At 71.7% G+C, this 19,559-nt stretch carries 20 protein-coding genes and 1 pseudogene; 7 read left to right on the forward strand and 14 right to left on the reverse strand.

Translation table 11 applies throughout. The annotated features are described in order from the left end of the window. Positions 1-57 precede the first annotated feature (57 nt). A complete protein-coding gene (locus tag ABE487_RS12390; protein ID WP_346451291.1) occupies positions 58-861 on the reverse strand; it encodes an exodeoxyribonuclease III in 804 nt (267 codons plus the stop codon). 84 nt (positions 862-945) lie between these two features. Beyond that, positions 946-2,004: a cytochrome-c peroxidase gene (locus ABE487_RS12395; protein ID WP_346444802.1), complete on the reverse strand. Its 1,059-nt coding sequence runs from the start codon at positions 2,002-2,004 to the stop codon at positions 946-948. A 145-nt stretch (positions 2,005-2,149) separates the two neighbouring features. Between ABE487_RS12395 and pyrE the strand changes: the two genes are divergently transcribed. The 4 genes from pyrE (at position 2,150) to ABE487_RS12415 (ending at position 5,410) form a co-directional block, all read left to right on the forward strand. After that, positions 2,150-2,809 carry an orotate phosphoribosyltransferase gene (gene pyrE, locus ABE487_RS12400; protein WP_346451289.1) on the forward strand — a complete coding sequence of 220 codons (660 nt, stop codon included), beginning with the start codon at positions 2,150-2,152 and terminating at the stop codon, positions 2,807-2,809. 32 nt (positions 2,810-2,841) lie between these two features. Continuing rightward, positions 2,842-3,486 (forward strand): hypothetical protein, encoded by a 645-nt coding sequence (locus ABE487_RS12405; protein ID WP_346444806.1) that lies wholly within the window; start codon positions 2,842-2,844, stop codon positions 3,484-3,486. Positions 3,487-3,589: 103 nt separating this feature from the next. Then, a complete protein-coding gene (locus ABE487_RS12410) occupies positions 3,590-4,384 on the forward strand; it encodes an undecaprenyl-diphosphate phosphatase (RefSeq protein ID WP_346444808.1) in 795 nt (264 codons plus the stop codon). Between the two features lie 198 nt (positions 4,385-4,582). After that, positions 4,583-5,410, forward strand: coding sequence for an META and DUF4377 domain-containing protein (locus ABE487_RS12415; RefSeq protein WP_346451287.1), 828 nt, complete (start codon positions 4,583-4,585; stop codon positions 5,408-5,410). A gap of 81 nt (positions 5,411-5,491) precedes the next feature. Here the strand turns inward: ABE487_RS12415 and ABE487_RS12420 are convergent, their stop codons facing one another. From ABE487_RS12420 to ABE487_RS12470, 11 genes and pseudogenes are all read right to left on the reverse strand, one after another. Beyond that, positions 5,492-6,070, reverse strand: coding sequence for a YbhB/YbcL family Raf kinase inhibitor-like protein (locus ABE487_RS12420; protein WP_346451350.1), 579 nt, complete (start codon positions 6,068-6,070; stop codon positions 5,492-5,494). 75 nt (positions 6,071-6,145) lie between these two features. Continuing rightward, positions 6,146-8,215: a tetratricopeptide repeat protein gene (locus ABE487_RS12425; RefSeq protein ID WP_346451285.1), complete on the reverse strand. Its 2,070-nt coding sequence runs from the start codon at positions 8,213-8,215 to the stop codon at positions 6,146-6,148. A gap of 227 nt (positions 8,216-8,442) precedes the next feature. Then, positions 8,443-9,417: pseudogene (locus tag ABE487_RS12430) on the reverse strand (alpha/beta fold hydrolase); the annotation flags it as partial. Positions 9,418-9,476: 59 nt separating this feature from the next. Beyond that, the gene (locus tag ABE487_RS12435; protein ID WP_346444816.1) at positions 9,477-10,280 is read right to left on the reverse strand and encodes a lysophospholipid acyltransferase family protein; all 804 of its coding nucleotides are present in this window, start codon (positions 10,278-10,280) and stop codon (positions 9,477-9,479) included. A gap of 55 nt (positions 10,281-10,335) precedes the next feature. Further along, positions 10,336-10,752 (reverse strand): hotdog fold thioesterase, encoded by a 417-nt coding sequence (locus ABE487_RS12440; RefSeq protein WP_346451283.1) that lies wholly within the window; start codon positions 10,750-10,752, stop codon positions 10,336-10,338. A gap of 140 nt (positions 10,753-10,892) precedes the next feature. Next, the gene (locus ABE487_RS12445) at positions 10,893-11,054 is read right to left on the reverse strand and encodes a hypothetical protein (protein ID WP_346444820.1); all 162 of its coding nucleotides are present in this window, start codon (positions 11,052-11,054) and stop codon (positions 10,893-10,895) included. A gap of 35 nt (positions 11,055-11,089) precedes the next feature. Then, positions 11,090-11,236, reverse strand: a complete 147-nt coding sequence (locus ABE487_RS12450; protein WP_346444822.1) for a hypothetical protein — start codon at positions 11,234-11,236, stop codon at positions 11,090-11,092. A gap of 289 nt (positions 11,237-11,525) precedes the next feature. Continuing rightward, complete coding sequence (locus ABE487_RS12455; protein WP_346448195.1) at positions 11,526-13,472, reverse strand: phospholipase D family protein; 1,947 nt, start codon at positions 13,470-13,472, stop codon at positions 11,526-11,528. Next, entirely contained in the window at positions 13,472-14,122 is a 651-nt protein-coding gene (locus ABE487_RS12460; protein ID WP_346451281.1) for a YceI family protein, read from the reverse strand. The genes ABE487_RS12455 and ABE487_RS12460 overlap by 1 nt, the downstream gene beginning before the upstream one ends. Further along, positions 14,113-14,589 (reverse strand): histidine phosphatase family protein, encoded by a 477-nt coding sequence (locus tag ABE487_RS12465; RefSeq protein ID WP_346451279.1) that lies wholly within the window; start codon positions 14,587-14,589, stop codon positions 14,113-14,115. The genes ABE487_RS12460 and ABE487_RS12465 overlap by 10 nt, the downstream gene beginning before the upstream one ends. Positions 14,590-14,631: 42 nt before the next feature. Then, positions 14,632-15,264, reverse strand: coding sequence for a ParA family protein (locus ABE487_RS12470; RefSeq protein ID WP_346444830.1), 633 nt, complete (start codon positions 15,262-15,264; stop codon positions 14,632-14,634). Positions 15,265-15,439: 175 nt separating this feature from the next. Between ABE487_RS12470 and ABE487_RS12475 the strand changes: the two genes are divergently transcribed. From ABE487_RS12475 to ABE487_RS12485, 3 genes are all read left to right on the forward strand, one after another. Then, positions 15,440-15,826 carry a BlaI/MecI/CopY family transcriptional regulator gene (locus tag ABE487_RS12475; protein ID WP_241944957.1) on the forward strand — a complete coding sequence of 129 codons (387 nt, stop codon included), beginning with the start codon at positions 15,440-15,442 and terminating at the stop codon, positions 15,824-15,826. Between the two features lie 2 nt (positions 15,827-15,828). Then, on the forward strand, positions 15,829-17,676 hold the full coding sequence (locus tag ABE487_RS12480; RefSeq protein WP_346451277.1) for a M56 family metallopeptidase: 1,848 nt from the start codon (positions 15,829-15,831) through the stop codon (positions 17,674-17,676). A gap of 232 nt (positions 17,677-17,908) precedes the next feature. Then, the gene (locus ABE487_RS12485; RefSeq protein ID WP_346451275.1) at positions 17,909-18,439 is read left to right on the forward strand and encodes a hypothetical protein; all 531 of its coding nucleotides are present in this window, start codon (positions 17,909-17,911) and stop codon (positions 18,437-18,439) included. 23 nt (positions 18,440-18,462) lie between these two features. Here the strand turns inward: ABE487_RS12485 and ABE487_RS12490 are convergent, their stop codons facing one another. Beyond that, the gene (locus ABE487_RS12490; protein ID WP_346451274.1) at positions 18,463-19,530 is read right to left on the reverse strand and encodes a hypothetical protein; all 1,068 of its coding nucleotides are present in this window, start codon (positions 19,528-19,530) and stop codon (positions 18,463-18,465) included. Positions 19,531-19,559: the final 29 nt, after the last annotated feature.

Raw genomic sequence — 19,559 nt, forward strand, 5'->3', positions numbered from 1 at the left:
GCTGGGTGAAGGCCCGCCAGATCGACGGTTTGCCGGCGCTTGCCGGCGCAGCAGCGCTCACGCGCGGTAGTCCACGACGAGTGGCGCGTGGTCGGAGAAGCGCGGTTCGGCATGGACGGCGGCGGCCTGGATGCGCTCGCGCAGCGAGGGCGTGACGAACTGGTAGTCGATGCGCCACCCCACGTTGTTGGCACGGGCCGCGCCGCGGTTGCTCCACCACGTGTACTCGGCGGCCTCGGGCCGCAGCACGCGCAGCGCGTCGAGCCAGCCGGTTGCCGGCGGATCGCACAGGCCGTCGCCGCAGGCATCGGCGATCATGCCGTTGAGCCAGGCGCGCTCGGGTGGGGTGCAGCCGGAGTTCTTCTGGTTACTTGTCCAGTTGCGGATGTCGTTGCGGCTGCGCACGACGTTCCAGTCGCCGCACAGCACGTAGTCGCGGCCGCTGGCAAGCCATTCGTCGAGGATCGGCCGCAACCAGTCCATGACCTCGAACTTGAAGCCCTGGCGCAGATCGCCCGACGAGCCGGACGGGATGTAGAACGAGACCACGCTCAGGTTGCCGAAGCGCGCCTCGATGTAGCGGCCCTCATCGTCGAACGGCGCCCAGCCCAGCGCGGTGCGCACCTCGTCGGGCTCGCGCCGGGCATAGATCGCGACCCCGCTGTAGCCCTTCTTGGTGGTCGCATCGCGGAACCAGGCCTTGTAGCCGGCCGGCAGGAACTCGGGGCCGGCGAGCTGGTGCTCCTGGGCCTTGGTCTCCTGCACGCACAGCACGTCGGCGTCCTGCGCGACGAACCAGTCGAAGAACCCCTTGCGGGCGGCCGAACGCAGCCCATTGGCGTTGAAACTGATGATTCTCATGGCGCGAAGGGTAACCGACGCACGACCGGCAGTCCGCCCGATCGCCGCCGCACCGCCCAATCGCCGCGGCTCCCAAGAGCGCACCTACTCCGGCCGCGGCGTCGTCGCCGTGCTCGGCGGCAGCAGCGGATAGGCGATGTCGGGCTGCTGGCCGGTCAGGGTGCGCAGGAATGCGGCGATCGCGGCCACTTCGGCCGTTCCGAGTTCGCGGCCGAGCTGGCTGGTGCCCATGATCGCGACCGCCTGCTCCAGGTCCCAGACCTGGCCGCTGTGGAAGTAGGGCGCGGTCAGTTCGACATTGCGCAGCGGCGCGGCCCGGAACACGTACGCATCGCTGGCCGTCTGGGTGACCGCGAAGCGGCCCTTGTCGCCGTCGGGCAGGATCTCCGCCCCGGGGCGGGCGATGACGCCGAACGGGAAGTACGCCTGGCCGCCGAAGTTCGCGCCGTTGTGGCAAGCCGCGCAGCCACTGTCGACGAACAACCGCAGGCCGCGGCGCTCGGTGGCATCGAGCGCATCGGCCTCGCCGCCGAGCCAGCGATCGAAGCGCGCGTGCGGGGTCACCAGCGTGGCCTCGAAGGCTTCCAACGCGAGCGCCATGTGGTCGAAGCTCACCGGTGCGGCGTCGCCGGGAAATGCGGCAGTGAACAGCGCGACGTAGCGCGGCATGCTCAGCAGCGTCTCGACCACGCGCTCGGGCGTGTTGTTCATCTCCACGCTCGCCTGCACCGGGCCCTTCGCCTGCTCGGCGAGGTCGGCCGCGCGACCGTCCCAGAACTGCGCGGCATTGAACACCGCATTGAAGACCGTCGGCGAGTTGCGCGGCCCGCGCTGCCAGCCGTGGCCGATCGAGACGGGCACGTTGTCGGCACCGCCGGTCCCGATGTTGTGACAGGTGTTGCAGCTGATGATGTGGCTGCGCGAAAGCCGCGGCTCGAAGAACAGCATCCGCCCCAGCTCGAGCCGTTCCTCGGTGATCGTGACACCGCGCACCTGGGTCGGCACCGCGCCCACCGTGCCGAACAGCGCCGCCGCGGTAGCGCGCAAGCCGTCGTCGTCGTCGCGCTGCGCCAGTGCGACACTGCCCGCGCCCAGTGCGAGGGCGACCGCAGCCGCCACGCCCACCACCCATCCTGTCCGCATCGCCCTGCTCCATCTCCATGACGCCTGCGAGGATGCGCGTCCAGGGCCGTGGCCGGCATTGATCGCACGCAACGGCGCCCCGATGCGGCCGGGCCCGCGTGTTGCCTTACCATTTCGGCTTTCCACCCTCCCCGCCAGGCCGCCGATGTCCGACCACCGCACCCGTTTCCTGCAGCTCGCCTTCGACGTGCAGGCGCTGCGCTTTGGCGAGTTCACGCTCAAGTCCGGCCGCGTCAGCCCGTACTTCTTCAATGCCGGGCGCTTCGACTCGGGCGCAGCCTTGGCGACGCTGGCGCGCTGCTACGCCGATGCGCTCGAGGCGGCCGGGCTCGACTTCGACCTGCTGTTCGGACCGGCCTACAAGGGCATTCCGCTGGCGAGCGCGCTGGGCGTGGAGTACGCGCGCCGCGGGCGCGACCTGCCGATCGCGTTCAACCGCAAGGAGGCCAAGACCCACGGCGAGGGCGGCACCTTGATCGGCGCACCGCTCGATGGCCGCCAGGTGCTGATCGTCGACGACGTGATCACCGCGGGCACCGCGATCGGCGAGGCGCTGGGACTGATCGACGCGGCCGGCGGGCAGGTCGCAGGCATCGCGATCGCGCTCGACCGCCAGGAGCGCCTGACCGACGACGATCCGCGCTCGGCCGCCCAGCGCGTGGCCGATGCGCAGGGCGTGCCGGTCGTGTCGATCGCCGGGCTGTCGGACCTGCTTGCGTTCGCGGGCGAAAACGCGACACTGGATGCCGAACGCGATCGCCTGCTGGCCTACCGGTCGCAGTACGGAAGCGGCCCGGCGCGCTGAGGGCCCGCCAGCGCCGCCGGGGGAGGCACACGATGACGTTGCAGGGACTTTTGGCAGCCACGCTGCTGCTCGCCGCTACCACCGCAGCGGCGCAGACCGCGGCGCCCGACCGCAAGGTGTACTGCTGGGACGAAGGCGGCCGGCGGGTCTGCGGCGATGCCCTGCCCGCCTCGGCGGTGAACGCGGCGCGCACCGAGATCGACGCCCGCAGCGGCGTGCGCACCGCTGAGATCGGCCGCGCGCTCACCGACGAGGAACGCAGCGCGGCCGAGGCCGCGCAGGCGCAGGCGCAGCGCGAGGCCGAAGCGCGCGGCGTGCTGCAGCGGCGGGAGCTGGCGATGGTCGAGGCCTACGCGACCGAAGCCGACCTGCGGCGCGCCTACGGCGAGCGCATCGTGCTGGTCGAAGAAGCGATCAAGACCTCGCACCTGGGCATCGCCAACCTGCGCGCGAGCCTGCTGTCGCTGCTGCGCCAGGCCGCCGATCTGGAGCTGCGCGACGCGCCCGTCGACGCGACACTGGTCGCGGGCATCCGCGCCCAGCGCGCGGATCTGGAGCGCCAGACTGCGGTGCTGGAACAGCAATTGGCCGACCAGGCCGCGCTCGGCGGCGATCTGCGGGCGGCGATAGCACGCTATCGCGAACTCAAGCAGCCGGCGGCGGGCGTGCGGGACTGAACCGCGCAGGGCCGTTCCCGCATCCGGCGCGCGGCCCGGGTTTGGCCCCGCCCGGACCGGGCGCGTATGCTTGCCCGCCCCCACCGCTGCACCGTGAGTCCCCGTGTCCGACCCGATTTCCGCCCTGTTGCTCGGCATCATCGAGGGGCTCACCGAGTTCCTGCCCGTCTCCAGCACCGGTCACCTGCTGATCGCCCAGCACTGGCTCGGCGCCCGCTCCGATTTCTTCAACATCATCATCCAGGCCGGCGCGATCGTCGCGATCACGCTGGTGTTCCGCCAGCGGATCTGGAGCCTGACCACTGGCCTTGGCGAACGCGCCAACCGCGACTACGCGATGAAGCTGGCGCTGGCGTTCCTGGTCACCGCGCTGGTCGGCCTGCCCGTGCGCATGGCCGGCTGGGAGCTGCCCGAGACCGTCACACCGGTGGCCTGGGCGCTGGTGATCGGCGGGCTGTGGATGATCGTCGCCGAACGCCTGGCCGAGCGCAGGCCCGACCGCAGCGACGTGACCTGGACGGTCGCGGTGCTGGTGGGTCTGGCGCAGGTCGTGGCTGGCGTGTTCCCGGGCACGTCGCGCTCGGCGGCGGCGATCTTCATCGCAATGCTGGCCGGTTTGAGCCGCCGGTCGGCGGCGACCGAATTCGTGTTCCTGGTCGGCATTCCGACGATGTTCGCGGCCAGTGGCTACGCGTTCATGGAACTGTGGCTCGACCAGGGCCTGGGCGAGGAGGCCTGGGGCGATGTCGCGATCGCCTTCGTCGCCGCGATGGTGACGGGTTTCATCGTGGTCAAGTGGTTGCTCGGCTACATCAAGCGCCATCGCTTCACCGGCTTTGCGCTCTACCGCATCGCGCTCGGTCTGGGCCTGCTGCTGTTGATGCCGTCTGGGGTTTGAGGCCTCGGCTAGGCCCGCGCGTCGCGCCTGCGCGCGATGCGCGCCAACCATCCCCGGGCAAGGGCGGTGGCGTGGGTCGAACGATGTCCTGTTTCGATGTTTGAACCGCGGGCCCCCTGCGCGTCGGCGTCCACAGGGTGCGTGCAGGCGGGCCGGTTAAGCTTGGGCCCATCTGTTCGATCGACAAGGAGACTCCCGATGCGTCGTGCACTGTCGCTGCTGCTGCCGTTCGCCCTGATCGCCTGTTCGCCCGCCACCTCGCCGCCCGATGGCGCTGCGACGCCGGATGGGCAGGCAGCGGCCGCCGAGCTGCCCGACGCCGCGCCGGCCGACCACACGGCCACGCTCGGGGCCTATCACTGGCGCCTGGTGGATGCCCGTTCGGGCGCTGGCGCACGGATCGAGGGCCTCCTGGCCGAGGGCGGCGCGCCGTTACAGCTCGATTTCCGCGAGGGCGGCGTCCAGGTCCGCAACGCCTGCAACAACATGAGCGCGAACGTCGCGCTCGACGACGACCGCATGACCGTCGACCAGGTGATCTCGACGATGATGGCCTGCCAAGACCCGCGGCTGCAGACGCTCGAGCGCGAGATCGGCCAGCGTCTGCCCGGCACCCATCGCATCACCATCGCCGAGGGCGAGACCCCGCGGTTGACGCTGCAGACCGAAGGCGGCGACGTGTTGACGTTCGACGGCACGCCCACGCCCGCCACGCGCTACGGCAGCGCGGGCGAGCAGGTGTTTTTGGAGATCGCGCCCGAGCGCGTGGCCTGCAGCCATCCGCTGATCCCCGACCACCGCTGCCTGCAGGTGCGCGAAGTGCGCTACGACGCCAACGGCGTGCGCGTGGCCGGCGACGCGCCGTGGGCGCCGCTGTACCAGGAGATCGAGGGCTTCACCCACGAAGACGGCACGCGCAATGTCGTGCGCGTGCAACGCTTCGATGTGGCCGACCCGCCGGCCGATGCGCCCGCGCAGGCCTACGTGCTCGACATGGTGGTCGAGTCGGAGACCGTCGCGCGCTGAGCGCGACATCGATGGGGGCGTGCGCCGCGACGCGCGCCCCGACCGGCAGACCCCGATCCCGGTCCGCGCGCGGCGTGGGCTTCAGGCCGGCGTGGCGCGCGGATGCAGCGCATAGCTGCCCCACACGGTCGCCTCGGCCAGCACATGGCCCTGGATCGCACGCTGCACGTCGCCTGCGGTGAAGCGCTCGGTCACGTCGAGACGTTCGACATCGAGGGCGAACAGGCGGAAGAAGTAGCGATGCGTGCGCAGGTCGCTGGGCGGCGGGTACGGGCCGTCGTAGCCGAACCAGTCGCCGGCCATGTCGGCATCGCCAGCAAACCAGCCGGTGTAGTCGTTCAGGCCCTGGCGCGCGCCCGCCGGCCCAGGCGGTCGGCGCTTGCCGCCCGGCGTCACGCCGTCGCTGGCGCTGCCTGCCTCGATCGCGCGCAGCTCGGCCGGCAGGTCGACCACCGCCCAGTGCACGAACGTGCCGCGCGGATGTTCGACCGGAATCTCGATATCGTCGCGACCGGCCAGCGACGGGTCGGTCGGGGCATCGGGGTCCAGGCACAGCAGCGCGAACGAACGCGTGCCCGCCGGGACCTCGTCCCAGGCCAAGTGCGGGTTACGGTTGCCGCCCAAGCCGTCGGGCGTGCCTGCCGCGAACGCCGCCGGGATCGGCTGGCCGGGCGCGAAACGTCGCTGTGGATGCGCATGGTGTCGTCTCCTGCGTGGCGGAAGTCGGGGCGGCGGTCAGGCCTGTGGATAGCCCAAGCGCACCGCGACCGGGGTCAATGCGGCGATCGGGCCGGCCAGCGCGTCGGTGTACGCGCGCCAGCGTCCGGCGGGCAGGCGATCGGCACCCAGCGCCTGCGGCGGCGGCACCGGGAAGCCGTCGAGCGCCAGGGCCTCGCCCAGCGCGGCCGCGACCGCCATCGGATCGGCAGTCGGCGCATCGGTGCGCACGACCGTGACCGGCATCAGTTGCTGCTCGATGAGGTCGGCGAACTGCGCCAGGTGGCGGGCCAACCAGTCGGCCGCACCCTGGGCGTCGTCCACCCGCATGGTCAGCGCGGTACCGAACGCCAGCCATTCGAGCAGCATGTCGCGCGGATCGCGCAGCGCCAGCAGCAAGCGCGCCTGCGGCAACTCGGACCGCAGCGCCAGCAGCCAGGCGTTGTCCCACCACGGCAGCCAGTCGACGATCGCGCCCTCGCCGGCGTCGCGTGCCGGCAACTGGGTGCGCCAGCTGTCGACGATCTGTCGTGCGGTGAATTCGCCCGCAGCGAGCCGGGCCGGCACGCCCGTGTCCTGGAAGGCGTCGGCGACCGGACCGGCGAACCGGTCGGCGCGGAACTGGCGCACCGCGTGCCGCAGAAGGCCGGCGACGCGGTCGACCTGGGCGCCGGGCGGGCCATAGAGGAACACCGCCGCAGGCTGCGCCGCCAAAGTCTCGGCGACCGCCGGCCACTGCGCCGGCGCAGCCGTCGGCTCGGGTGGTGCGCTCGCCGCGGCGCTGGTCTCGACGCTGACCGCGGTCCAGGTCGCGACCGCATCGGCGTAGCGGCCGGCCGCGTCCTGGGCCAGGCCGACCCAGCGGCGCAGCATCAGGCGGGCGCCGTCGTGCGCGGTCGCCTGCAGGCCTTCGGCAAAGGTCACCGCCGCATCCGGGTCGCGTGCGAGCAGTTGGTTGAACAGGAACTCATTGGCTGCGCCATGGCCGGGCCGCAGTGCGGTGACCGCACGCGCGACCGCTTCGGCCGCCTCCATGTCGCCGGCGCCGGTCTCCAGCGACAGGCGCGCCTGCAACGCCGGCAGATGATCGGGACGTCGCGCGTTCCAGCGCTCGACGATGCTGCGCGCGGCCTCACCGGCGAACGGCTCGAACGCCAGCCGCGCAAGCCACAGGTGATCGTGCTCGGGCGCGGCGGCGAGCGCGGCATCGAGCGTGCTGCGGGCATCGTCCGCAGCGTCGGTCCTGCTCCACAGCTGGACCAGCGCATGGGTTGCACGGCGCGACTCGGGATGCGCGGCGAACGCGGCGTGGAGCAGCGGCGCGGCGCGCTCGGGGCGCCCGGCCTCCAGTTCGAGCTCGCCGCCCAGCGTCTGCCACGCCGGGGTGACCTGCGCCGGATCGGCCAGCAGTTCGGCGATCACGTCGGCGGCGTCGGCCGGACGGCCCTGCTGCAGCACGATCTGCGCCAGCAGCCCGCGCAGCGGCGCCTGGCCGGTCTTCTCGATCACGCGGCGGAACGCCTGCTCGGCGAACGCCAGGTGCCCGGCCGCGAGATAGCCGAAGGCCAGCGCGTGCAGCACCTGCAGGTCGTCCGGCGCCTGACCGGAGGCATGCGACAGCAGGCCCAGCGCGCGGTCGTGGTCGCCGCGGCGCGAGGCGATCGCGCCGGCGAGCATCGTCGTCCACGGATGCTCGGGCGCCACGCGCTCGGCCAGCTTCTGCTGCTGCTCGGCTTCGTCGAGATCGCCGCGGCCGATCGCCAGCTGCGCGCGCATCACATAGGCGCCGAACTGGTTGGGATCGAGCGACACCGTCTGCGACAACGCCGCCTGCGCGGCCTCGATGTCGCGTGCGTCGAGCAGCATGCCCGCACGCTGGAAGTGCAGCTCGGCCTCGTCGGGCGCATCGGCGAGCGCGGCGTCGATCGCCGCCAGCGCGCCATCGCGGTCGCCAGCCGTGCGCAACGCAAGCGCGGCGGCGCGCAACAGGCCGACATCGCGGGGCGCATCGGCCAGGGCCTGGCGCGCGAGCGCGGCGGCGTCATCGTGGGCGCCGCGGCGCAGGGCATCGAGGATCTGTTGCTGCATGCTGGTGCCGGCGTGGCGCCGTCCGTCTGGCTGGGCCGGCCATTGTAGCGGGCCATCTGCTGACGGCCGGAGCGCGTGCCTCCGTCCGTCGCGCTGCGCGCGCCGACGTCCGCGATGCGGGGAAGTGATCTGCGCGGCGCCGCTCAACCGGCGCCGGGCGCCAGGTCGCTGCCGATCGCGCTCGCCAGGCGGGTGCGGGTGCCCGCCTCGCGTGCCGCGTCGGCATGTGCGTCGAGTCGCGCGGCGACCCAGCGTTCGGCGAACCCGTCGAGGTGGGCATCGAGCAGGAAGCCGCAGTGCCCGCCCCAGCGGCTGAGTTCGATGCGGGCATGCGCCGGCAATGCCAGGGTGTGGAACGCGTCGAGCGGAATCACCGGATCGTCGGCCGCCATCAGGATGTCGGTCGGCACCTGCAGGCCGGCCAGGCGGTCGCCGGCGACCGAGTAGCCATCGAAGTAGTTGTCGAGCGTGCCGAAATCGGTGTGGGTCTGGACCAGCCACTCGGTCAGCTCGCGCATGCCCAGGCGCAAGGTGGCATCGTCGAATGCATGGCGGTCGGGGAACAGCGCGCGCTTGCGCCGCAGCGACGCACGCCAGGTGCGTTCGAAATGCCGCAGGTACAGCCCATGACCGCGCTCCATGTACACCATCGTGCGCGCCGGATCGACCACCGGACACACCGAGGCCACGCCGGCCAGCTGCAGGCCGACCGCCGGCGCGCGCAACGCCAGGCGCAGCACGAAGTTGCCACCGAGCGAGTAGCCGGCCGCAACCATCGGCCGGGCAGGAAAGCGCCGCGCCACGTCGAGCGCGGCATGGACGACCTCGTCGATCCGGTTGGAATGGAAGATCGCCTCGTTGAGGTGATGGCTGCCGCCGTGATCGCGGAAGTTCAGCCGGAACACCTCGTAACCGCGCTCGAGCATCCGCGCCGCGGTCAGGCGCATGTAGCTCGATTCGGTGCTGCCTTCCCAGCCGTGCAGCAGCAGGGCCAGCCCGCGCGACGCGGTGCCGGGCACCACCGAATGCAGACCGTGCAGGCGCACGCCCTCGCCGCCGTCGACCAGATGCTCGGTGGTCACCGCGCCGGTCGCCGCGAGCAGCCGGGCGCCGCGTCGGCGGCGCCAGGGGCTGCTGCCCAGCACGGTCTGCACATGCGGGCTGCGCAGCCAAGCCGGCGGCGCGTAGTCGCTGCCGCGCAGGCCGCCATCGGCGCCCGGCAGCCGGTCCGCATCCGCCGTCGCCGACGGATGCGCCGCGCTCATCCCGCCGCCTCCAGCGCGGCGACGATGCGCTCGCGCGAGACATCGGCGATCCGGCGCCGGCCCTCGCCTTCGCCCGGCAGGATCGGCTCGAGGAAGATCACGTCGGCCTGCCGCGGCGCCTCGCCCAGCAAGCGCAGGAAGTTGGCGAAGAACGACTCGCGCTCACGGAACGCCACGATCGTCTGCGCCGCGCCGCCGACGCCGTAGCGCAACGCGACTGGCTGCACCGCGACATTGGCCTCGACCGCGGCCAGGAAGATGCGCGCGTGGAACGGGCCGACATGCGTGCCGCCACGCGTGCGCCCTTCGGGAAACACCGCGACCGGGCGTCCGGCGCGCAGCCGCGCGAGCATTTCCTGCAGCACCCCGCCCAGCGACTCCTGGTTGCCGCGCTGGTGGAAGATGGTCTCCCCGCGCGCGGCCAGCCAGCCCACCACCGGCCAGCCGGCGATCTCGCGCTTGGCGACGAAGCCCATCATCCGCTGGCTGTGCAGCGCGACGATGTCGACCCAGCTCACGTGGTTGGCGACGAACAGCGTCGCACCCGGCAACGGGGTGCCGATCCGACGCATCCGGAAACCGAACACCCGCATCAGCCCGCCCTGCCACCAGCGGATCATCCGGTGATCGATCCGCTCACCGCTGCGCAGCGTGCGCGCGCCGATCGGCGGCACCATCGACAACAGCACCAGCGGCAAGTGCACGAAGACGTGCCACAGCAGCATCGGCACGCGATACGCATAGCGCAAAGCGCGCACCGACGGGCCGCCGGTGCCGGCATGAATGGGGAAGGACGTCATGCGCGCACCATACCCAAACCGGTCCTGGACGCGCCACTGCCGAGCAGGGACGCGCTCACGGCTTGGGGATCACCGCCAGCGTCAGCCGCGAGGCGCAGACCAACCGACCGTCGGCATCTTCGATGCGGATGTCCCAGACCTGCGTGCTGCGACCCACGTGCAGCGCGCGCGCGGTCCCGGTGACGGTGCCGCTGCGCACACCGCGCAGATGGTTGGCGTTGATCTCGATGCCGACGACGCCGCAGCCCTCGGGCGCGGCCAGGCCGCCGGCGGTGCTGCCGATCGTCTCGGCCAGCAGCGCAGATGCGCCGCCGTGCAGCAGCCCGTAGGGCTGGTGGGTCCGCGCATCGACCGGCATGGTCGCACGCAGGTAATCGGGGCCGATCTCGGTGAAGACGATGCCGAGCGCGACGATCGCGGTATTGGCCGACAGCGCGTTGAGCTGCTCGACCGTGGTGTCGCTGCGGAACATGCGGCGCGGAACTCCGGGCGGGAACGCGCCAGCTTAGGCCGTTCCTCGACGTGGCGCATGCACCGCTGCGTTGCGGTGCGGCCGGGCGGCAGCGACGGGTCGGCGTCGCGCGGCCTGGACGTCGCGGTCGGTCCGGCGGATCAGGCGAAACGGAACCGCTGCGGCAGCGACCCGGCATCGCGACCGCGGGCCCCGGTGCCGCGCCAGCGGCGGGCGGCCTGCGCGCGGCCGATCTGGCGCGGCAATGAAGACATCGGGGCAAGGCGCGCGGCAGCGTCAACGATGGCGAGCATGCGGGTCATGGCGAAGGTCCAGGAGACGAAGGCGGAAGAGCCGGTCAAGCCACGCGGAAGCGGCTGGGCACCGACGACTGGCTGTAGCTGCGCGGCGTGCCGTAACCGCTGCTGCGGCCGTAGCCAATGCCGAACGGACGGACATAGGCAGCGTTGGGGGCGGTGCGGGCGGGGGCGGTCTGGGTCTGCATGGTCGTGCTCCGGTGTGGTTGTGCTTCGGTGTGTTGGTAGACTACAACACCACCGTTCGAGAACACCATGTGCCGGACGTCATACTCGGCCCGGCCGCAGCGATTGTTCAGCTTTCGTTTATTCAAGACGGCCGTCCGGCACGTCCGCGCCACGAGCAAGGCGCCCTCCAAGCCGGGCGCGGCGCACGTTGCGGACGCACGGGGCATCCCAACGGGATCAGAGCACGCACGTCACGCCCGCGGCCCGCGCAAGACGTCTCCACGGCGGGCGCGCCGTGGCCTGCGTTCGCTACAGGATCGGCACCAGACCCGCCCCGAAGGCCGTCGAGATCCGGGTCAGCAGGCTGCGCCAGCCGAGGTTGACCTCGGGGAAATCGCCGACAGGCGCATAGCAGGCGCGAAAGCCCGGATCGTCGGGCGACAGTGGCGCCGGGCAATCGGGTCCGGGCTGGAACTCGTAGCTGGTCGCATAGCGCGTGGGCCACAGGTCGAACACCGGCAATCGCTCGGAGATCTTCGCCATCGTGTAATCGATGCCGGAGAAGAACGCCGGCTTGTCGCGCCGGGCGATGGTCCACGAGTTCGCCGGCGCGATGTCACGATGGATGCTCGCCGCCAGCCGGCGCGCGAATGCAGGGTCGGCGATGACGATCGCACTTTCGGTATTGAGCGTGTCGCCGCGCGGGTCGAAGTTGTGCGTGCCGACGACGCCGACCCGATCGTCGATCACCATCGATTTGGCATGCAGCCCGACCCGCACCCCGGCGCGGTTGAGCGGCACGCGCCGGTTCACGCCGATGCCGGCGTAGCGCAGCGCCGAGTACTCGCGCGTGAGCGGTGGCGCACTGGCCGGCCTGGCCGCCAGCGCAGCCTCACGTGTCGTCGCCACGCCCTCCGCTCCGCTCCGCTCGATGTTGACGCTGCCATCGGCGTTCCAGGAGATCCCGACCGCGCCGGTCGCTTCCAGGTCGATCGGCGCATCCTCGGGAAACGGCTTGTACTCGTAGATGTGGAAGCCGAAATCGCGCAGGTGCCGGCGTTTGTACTTGTAGGACAGCGCGTAGGTGATGAACGAGTCGGTCGCCGCCAGGCTGTTGGTGGACACGGTCACCTGCGGCGGATCGGGCCGCTCGCGCAGGTCCGCGAACATGTGCTCGGCCGGCTTGGACAGCACCAGGTACGGGGTTTGCAGCAGCACGTCTTGGTCGGCCGACTCGATCAGTTCGCGCAGCCGCGGCGTGGCGGCGGTCGCGTCCTGCGCGCGCTCGTGGTCGCGCTTGTGCTTGGCCGGCAGGTCGCCGATGAATTCCACCTCGCCCACCTCGAGCGCGGCCGCGGCCAGGCGCTGCTGCACCAGCACCGCGTCGCTGGCGTCGGCCGAGACCGAAGCCACGCGCTCGGGCCGCGCATAGTCCAGGAACGACACATCGGGCACGCCGCCGCGCAGCAGCTGGCGACCGACATCGGTGAGCTGCTCGACCGGCGTGCTCAGCGACGACTGCCAGAACGCCTCGAAGTTCTCGGCCATGTCGGCCACCACCGGGCCGGCGACCAGGACATCGCGATCGCGGAAGTTGAAGCTGTCGTTCCAATCGAAATAGTCGTCCTGGTAATTGCGGCCACCGGTGATGCCGACCAAACCGTCGACCAGCAGCGCCTTGCTGTGCATGCGCTGGTTGAGCCGGCGCCAGCAGCACGCCGCAGCCAGTGCGTAGCGCGGATAACTGATGCGCGCGCGGCCCAGTACCGGGTTGTAGATGCGCAGCTCGAAACCGACATGCGCACCGGCCAGGGCGGTGAGGGTCTCGACGGTGCGCAGCGCCGAGAGCTGATCGACCAGCAGCCGCACGCGCACACCGCGACGGGCGGCGGCCAACAGCTCCTCGAGCACCAGGTGACCCGAATCGTCCTCGTCGAAGATGTAGGTCTGCACATCGAGCGTGCGCTGCGCGCCGCGGATCAGGTCCAGCCGCGCGATCAATGCATCCTGCCCGTACTCGAGCAGCAGCGCGGCATGATGCGGCGCCTCCGGCGCGCTGCGCGCGAATGCGCGCACGCCCAGTTCGCGCAACGGCGACGGGGTTGCGCAGGCGTCGGCGCGCTCGCACACGATCGTGGTGTCGCGCGCCTCGAGCGCGATCTGCGCCGCGCGCTCGCGCTGCGCGGACGTGAGCGTCGTACAGGCGCCGGTGGCCAGCGTCGCCGCCAGCAGCAAGGCACGTCCGATCCAGCGCATCAGTGCGGCTCCACCGCCCGGATCCGCAGTGTGAAGCGGACCTGGTCGGACAGCGCGTAGCCCCAGCGGTCCATCGCGTAACGACTCCGGCGGACATCGCCCTCGCCGACGACGTCGCAGTCCACGGCCGGCCGCGCGCACTCGGCCGGCGCGATCCGGAACGTCTCGCGCTGGGCGATCCCGCGGATGCTCAGCACGCCGGTCATCGCGCCCCCCTCGCGGGCGAGCGTCGGCGGATAGGGATCGGAGACGAACCTCACTTCGGGATGGCGTTCGACATCGAAGAAACCGGCACCCCGGGTAATGCGGGTGTAGCTGCGGCTGCCGACGATTTCCACGCCGCCGGTGGGCAGCGTCAAGCGCACCTGATGGTGGCCGTCAGGCAGCAACACGATCTCGCCGTGCCAATCGTCGAACCGGCCTTCGAGCTGCTGGCCCCAGCGCGTGCGCAACTGGAAGCCGATGTCCGAGCGCGCGGTGTCGAGCACCAGCGCGCGGGTCTCGCCGGCCAACGCCGGCACGGCCGCGATCGCCGACAGCCACAGACCGGCCGACAGCAGCCACGGTGCAACCGGCGAAGGCCTGTGACCTGCACACGCAATGCACGCCGGTGTCGTTGCCATCGTTCCGAACGTGACGGTCAGGGCCACCAGAACGCCGACAGGTCGGCGACGCCCGGCTCGACCGCGGCGTCGTCGCGCAGGCTCAACACCGCGATGCCGCCTGGCGGCATGCCGCGGTAGTCGCCCGACTGGCCGCTGTGCAGCAACGCCGCAAGCCGTTCGAGGCCCGGGTTGTGGCCAACCAGCAGCAGCCGCCCGACCTCGCGATGGTCGTCGACCAGGCCGGCCAGCGTGCCGGGTGTGGCTTCGTAGATCGCCGGTTCCAGACGCTGATCGACATAGCCGACCACGCCCAGCACCGCTTCGAGCGTCTCGCGCGTGCGCCTGGCCGGCGAGCAGAGCACGCAATCGGGGACCAGCGCCTTGTCGCGCAGCCAGCGCCCAGCCGCCTCGGCCTCGGCCAGACCCTCGGCCGACAGCGGACGGTCGATGTCCGCCTGTCCGGGCAGCGCAGGGTCGGCGTGGGCGTGGCGGAGCAGGATCAGTTCGCGCATGGGCGTGGCGGTCTCGTCGTCGGGTCGGGATCGGGTGCGCGATTACTTCTTCAGCCACTTCAGCAGCGGTGTCCAATCGTCCTGATGCTCGCGCACCTGCGCCGAATGGTAGTCGAACAGGCTGCGGCCCAGCCCCACGAGCATCACGTAGGCCTGGCTGTCGCGCAGTTGCGCGACCACCGGATATGGCCATTGCGCAAGCAGGTCGAGTGCCTGCTGCGAAGCGTTGGTCCACGGCCGCAGCCGATTGGCGACCAGGCCCACGCGGGTGTTGCCGCGGCGCACGCGCGGGTGGCGGGCGAGCGAGTTGAGAAAGCCCACTGTCGCATCGATGTCGAGCGCCGACGGCAGCACCGGCACCACGATCGCGTCGGCGGCTTCCAGATAGGCGTCGAGATCGTCGGCCATCGCACCGGCGGCGGCATCGACGATCAGCCGCGTGGTGCCCTCGGGGATTGCCGCCAGGACCTTGCGGTGCCGTGCGCTGCCGTCGATCGGCAGCACCGCGCTGTCGAGGCCGGCGCGGCGCTCGGCCCAGCGAGTGGACGAGTGCTGCGGGTCGGCGTCGATCAGCACGGTCGACTCGCCCGCCAGCGCCGCATGCGCGGCGAGATGGGTGGCGATCGTGGTCTTGCCGACGCCGCCCTTGGAACTGGCCACCAGCACGGTCTTCATCGACGTCTTCCGCAGGTCCGGTCGAGGCCAGCGTACACCGGCAAGCGGACGGGCGTGTGTGGAGCCCCGGCCAATCCGCAGGCGCGCAATGCCGGCCCATGCCATCGGTCATGCTTGACGACAGCTGTCGTCACGACTAGCCTGACGACATCTGTAGTCAACCGGGAACACCACCATGGCCAGATCCACGATCGGAGACCAGGAGCTCGCCTTGCTCCAGTCGATCGGACAGCAAGGCGACGCGACGGTCGGCGAAGTCGCCGCCGACTTCGGCGAGGCGCGCGGCCTGGCGCGCTCGACCGTTCTCACGATGATGGAGCGGCTGCGCGCCAAGGGCTATCTGCGGCGCCACCGCGTTGACGGCGTCTATCGCTATGCCGCCACGCGCGGCGAGGACGACGTGGTCCAGGGCGCGGTCGCGGCCTTCGTGGAGAAGACCCTGCAGGGCTCGGTCAGCCCGTTCGTGGCCTTCATGTCCAAGCGCGGCAAGGTCAGCGATGACGAACTGGCCGAACTCGAGGCACTGGTCGCACGCCTGCAATCCGAGCGCGGAGAGGACTGAGCATGGACACCATGATCGCGACACTGCTCGAACGCCTGGCCGCGACCAGCCTGCACACACTGGTGCTCGCCGCCGTGGTCTGGGGGCTGTGCCGCTGGCTGCCGCGGCTGTCCGCCGCCAGCCAGTGCTGGCTGTGGTGGCTGGTGGGCGTGCAGGCCGTGCTGGGCCTGGCCGTCGGCAGGATGGAACTGCCGTGGCTGCCGGCCGCCGCCCCGCCGGCGATACCGGCGCTGGACCTGCCCGCCAGCGGCGTCGCAATTGTCGCCGTACAGGCACCGCAGGTCGCCGCGCCGCTGTGGCCGATCGCAATCGCGGCGCTGTGGGCCGCCGGTGTCCTGGTGATGGCCGTCGGCACGCTGCGCGGCTGGCGCGAGGCCCGCGCCCTGGTCCGCAGCGCGCGTCCCTGCACCGATGCCTCGCTGACCCAGGCGCTGGCGCTGGCGTGCGAGGCCCACGGCCTGCGCCGCGCGCCGGTGCTGCGGATCTCCGCACAGATTGCCTCGCCTCAACTGGTCGGTGCACTGCGCCCGACATTGCTGCTGCCCGACCAGACCGCGCTCGACAGCGACGAACTGGACATGGCGCTGACGCATGAGCTGGTGCATCTGCGCCGCGGCGACCTGTGGCTGGGCTGGGTCCCGACACTGGCGCGCCACCTGCTGTTCTTCCATCCCTTGGTGCATCTGGCCGTGCGCGAGTACGGCATCGCCCGCGAGGCCGCCTGCGACGCCGCCGTGGTCGCCGGCGACCATCGCTGCCGACACGGCTACGGCCGCCTGCTGGTGCGCCTGGGCGTCACACCTGGCCGGCCTGCGTGCCTGGCCAGCGCATCGCCCACCTTCCTGAGCCTCAAGCGGAGACTGACCATGCTCCAGACCACGCATTCCTCCTCGCGCCTGGGCGCATCACTGCTGCTGCTCGGCGTCGCCGTCGCTGGCGTGCTGCCATTGCGGCTGGTCGCCGCGCCGGCCGCCTCCGCGGTCCCCCCGGTGCCGGCCGCGGCCGCAACCCCCACGCGCCCCGTGTTGCCGGTGGCACCGGCAGCGCCTGCAACGCCTGCGCGCCCGGCGATCAGCGCAGCAGCGGCCGCCGCGCTCAGCCCGGCGGAGATCGCCGAGATCGCCACCTCGGCGGCGCAGGCGGCCGAAGCCGCACTCAGTTCGGCCGAGATCGCCGAAATCACGGCCGCCGCGACGTCCGAGGCCCTGGCCGCCGCCGCGCCGGCAATCGCGTCATCGGTCGCCTCGGCGACGACGTCCGGCACCCGTCAGGTCCAGATCTCCGGCCGGACGCCCCAGGCCTATGTGCGCACCCGCGGCGGCGCCGATTTCGTCATGAGCGGCTCGACGGACGATTTCGAGGCGGCCAGGCGCCAGACCGGCGGCGGCGATGCGCTGTGGCTGCGACGCGGCAACGACCGCTATCTGATCCGCGATCCCGCCACCCTGCGTCGCTTCGACACGCTGCTCGAGCCCGTCACCCGCCTCGGCCGCGAACAGAGCGAGCTGGGCACGCAGCAAGGCCGCCTGGGTGGGGAGCAAGGCCGGCTCGGCGCCGAACAGGGTGTGCTCGGCCAACGGCAGGCCCGCCTGGCCACCGCCGCCACGCAACGCGCGCTGGCCGGCGACGGTGACGTGCCCGCCAGCGATCAGCGCGACCTGGACGAGATCGCCGCCCGCCAGCGCGACCTCGCCGAACGTCAGCGCGCACTGGGGCAGCAGCAAGCCGAACTGGGTCGTCGCCAGGGTGCGCTCGGGGAACGCCAGGCTGAAGCCAGCCGCCAGATCGAAGCGGCGCTGCCGCGCCTGCTCGATGACGCGCTGGCCGCCGGCAAGGCGCAGCGGTTGTAACAATTCGTCCCGGACGAGAGAGACACCGCCAGCTCGCGGCAGGCCAGCGTCCTCTCGACGCCATCGCCCCCACCCAACCCTCCCCCGCAAGCGAGGGAGGGCCTTGCGCGGCGGCCGGCTGGGCGCAACAGCATGCCCACGACGCAGGCAGTGGGGCCCATCCCTGGCGACGTACGATGCGGCGACCCGCCGGATTGGCCGGCTATGAGGCGCTGCGCGCCAAGGCGTGGGGATGACACGGACGAACAAGCGCCCACTCGGCACAGCGATGATCGCACTGCTGCTGGCCAGCGGCTGCACGCACCGCAGCCACCATGTCGATCGCCAGATGCTGTTACCGCTTGGCGCGGCCACCTATACGACGACCTCGACGCAGCGGTTCTTGATGGCGGCGGCGATCGACGATCCGATGCCAACGGTTCCGACTGACGGCGTCGCCGACAGCCCGCTGCGGCTGTGCGCATCGTTCACTGTCGACGTCGAAGGTGCGGTGCGCGACATCGTCATCGAATCGGTGATGGCAGGCTGCGATCGCAGTGACACGCCCGACATCGCGCCGTTCGCGCAGGCGGTGGACGCTGCGTTGGCGCGCTGGTCGTTCGTCGCGGCGGCGGTGTGCACGTTTCCCGACGTGGCGGCCGCCGATGCCGATCCGGACTGTCGCGGCGACGACGCAGTCGCCGTCACCGTGCCCGTGCGTCTGACCTACGCGTTCGTGTTCGACGCGCACACCGTGCGCGGGCGTGCGATCAGACGCGACTGACCACGCGCACGCGACGCGATGGATCAGCGCATCGGTTGCCAGTCCGCGGGCGGCGTCGGCGACATGCCTGCCTCCTGCAGCACACGCTCCACCAGCGCGACCTCGCTGCGGATCGACGGGTCGGCGAGCAGGCGCACGAGTTGCGCGGCGCCGTCGCGCGGCTGCGACCCGGCGATGCGTCCCCATTCGAGCATCTGCCAGTCGAGCGTGCGCTGACGCGACTGCGCATCGCGCCGCTCGGCCGCGGTGGCCGCGGTGCGCGCCAGCAGGTCGAGACCGAGCATGCGACCAAGCTGCGTGTCGGCGGTGTCGGCCATCAGCGTGCCGATATGGCGGCAATCGCGCAGGCGGGCGGCGTCGCCGCGCAGCGCGTCCGGCGTACAGGCCTGCAGCATCGGCGCCAGGCCCGGCGGCGGGAACGCGGCCCACAGGGACATCGCGATCGTCGCCGCGTGCTCGTCGGCGATGTCGTCGCCCCCATCGGCCAATGCGGCGCGTTCGGCCGCAGTCGGCGGGTGGCGCAGCAGTGCGGCCTGGATCCATCGGACCTGCTCGAGCATGCCCAGGTCGAAGCGACGGGCGCCGCGTGCATCGGTCAGCAGGGTGTCGACACGCCCGCCGCGATACAGCAGCGGCGCGAGATTCTCCGGGTCGCTGCCGAGCCAGCGCTGCGCCGCGCGCAGTCGAAGCGGAGCGTCGCCGCCGGCCATCAGCAGTGCGTTGGCGAGCGCGTCGCCACCGGCCGTGTCCGCCGCGCTGCGGCGCCAGGCGTCGGCCTGCGCGTCGACGGGCGCCGCCGCCGACGGCGCGTCGTCGTCATCGCGCAGGGCATCGCCCGCCATCATGGTCGCCGAGCGCAGCATCGCCGCCAGGGCGAGATCGCGCGGCTGGACGCGCTCGGCGAGGGCGGCGGCGCTGCGCTGCAGCCAATCGGTCCAGGCGCGCTGTTCGGCCTGCGAGGGGGCCTCGACCTGCGGCGCCTCGTCGAAGCGGGTGTACGGCGCCTGCGCCTGGGCGGCGGGGGCCGCGCACGTCGCGATCAGGACGGCGAGCAGCATGGGGCGCATCGAGGACTTCCGGATGTCGGTCATCGGTGCAGGATACGCGGTGGGGATCGCGG

This window comes from Luteimonas sp. TWI596 (assembly GCF_039674105.1).
In the GTDB taxonomy this organism is placed as follows: domain Bacteria; phylum Pseudomonadota; class Gammaproteobacteria; order Xanthomonadales; family Xanthomonadaceae; genus Luteimonas.

What these genes read in the sequence shown, in the direction of transcription:
- ABE487_RS12485 (WP_346451275.1), top strand. Translation starts at nt 17,909, where the DNA reads ATGACACGGACGAACAAGCGCCCACTCGGCACAGCGATGATCGCACTG.
- ABE487_RS12470 (WP_346444830.1), bottom strand. Translation starts at nt 15,264, where the DNA reads ATGAAGACCGTGCTGGTGGCCAGTTCCAAGGGCGGCGTCGGCAAGACC.
- ABE487_RS12415 (WP_346451287.1), top strand. Translation starts at nt 4,583, where the DNA reads ATGCGTCGTGCACTGTCGCTGCTGCTGCCGTTCGCCCTGATCGCCTGT.
- ABE487_RS12395 (WP_346444802.1), bottom strand. Translation starts at nt 2,004, where the DNA reads ATGCGGACAGGATGGGTGGTGGGCGTGGCGGCTGCGGTCGCCCTCGCA.
- ABE487_RS12440 (WP_346451283.1), bottom strand. Translation starts at nt 10,752, where the DNA reads ATGTTCCGCAGCGACACCACGGTCGAGCAGCTCAACGCGCTGTCGGCC.
- ABE487_RS12425 (WP_346451285.1), bottom strand. Translation starts at nt 8,215, where the DNA reads ATGCAGCAACAGATCCTCGATGCCCTGCGCCGCGGCGCCCACGATGAC.
- ABE487_RS12480 (WP_346451277.1), top strand. Translation starts at nt 15,829, where the DNA reads ATGGACACCATGATCGCGACACTGCTCGAACGCCTGGCCGCGACCAGC.
- pyrE (WP_346451289.1), top strand. Translation starts at nt 2,150, where the DNA reads ATGTCCGACCACCGCACCCGTTTCCTGCAGCTCGCCTTCGACGTGCAG.
- ABE487_RS12455 (WP_346448195.1), bottom strand. Translation starts at nt 13,472, where the DNA reads ATGCGCTGGATCGGACGTGCCTTGCTGCTGGCGGCGACGCTGGCCACC.
- ABE487_RS12435 (WP_346444816.1), bottom strand. Translation starts at nt 10,280, where the DNA reads ATGACGTCCTTCCCCATTCATGCCGGCACCGGCGGCCCGTCGGTGCGC.
- ABE487_RS12390 (WP_346451291.1), bottom strand. Translation starts at nt 861, where the DNA reads ATGAGAATCATCAGTTTCAACGCCAATGGGCTGCGTTCGGCCGCCCGC.
- ABE487_RS12450 (WP_346444822.1), bottom strand. Translation starts at nt 11,236, where the DNA reads ATGCAGACCCAGACCGCCCCCGCCCGCACCGCCCCCAACGCTGCCTAT.
- ABE487_RS12445 (WP_346444820.1), bottom strand. Translation starts at nt 11,054, where the DNA reads ATGACCCGCATGCTCGCCATCGTTGACGCTGCCGCGCGCCTTGCCCCG.
- ABE487_RS12405 (WP_346444806.1), top strand. Translation starts at nt 2,842, where the DNA reads ATGACGTTGCAGGGACTTTTGGCAGCCACGCTGCTGCTCGCCGCTACC.
- ABE487_RS12475 (WP_241944957.1), top strand. Translation starts at nt 15,440, where the DNA reads ATGGCCAGATCCACGATCGGAGACCAGGAGCTCGCCTTGCTCCAGTCG.
- ABE487_RS12465 (WP_346451279.1), bottom strand. Translation starts at nt 14,589, where the DNA reads ATGCGCGAACTGATCCTGCTCCGCCACGCCCACGCCGACCCTGCGCTG.
- ABE487_RS12490 (WP_346451274.1), bottom strand. Translation starts at nt 19,530, where the DNA reads ATGACCGACATCCGGAAGTCCTCGATGCGCCCCATGCTGCTCGCCGTC.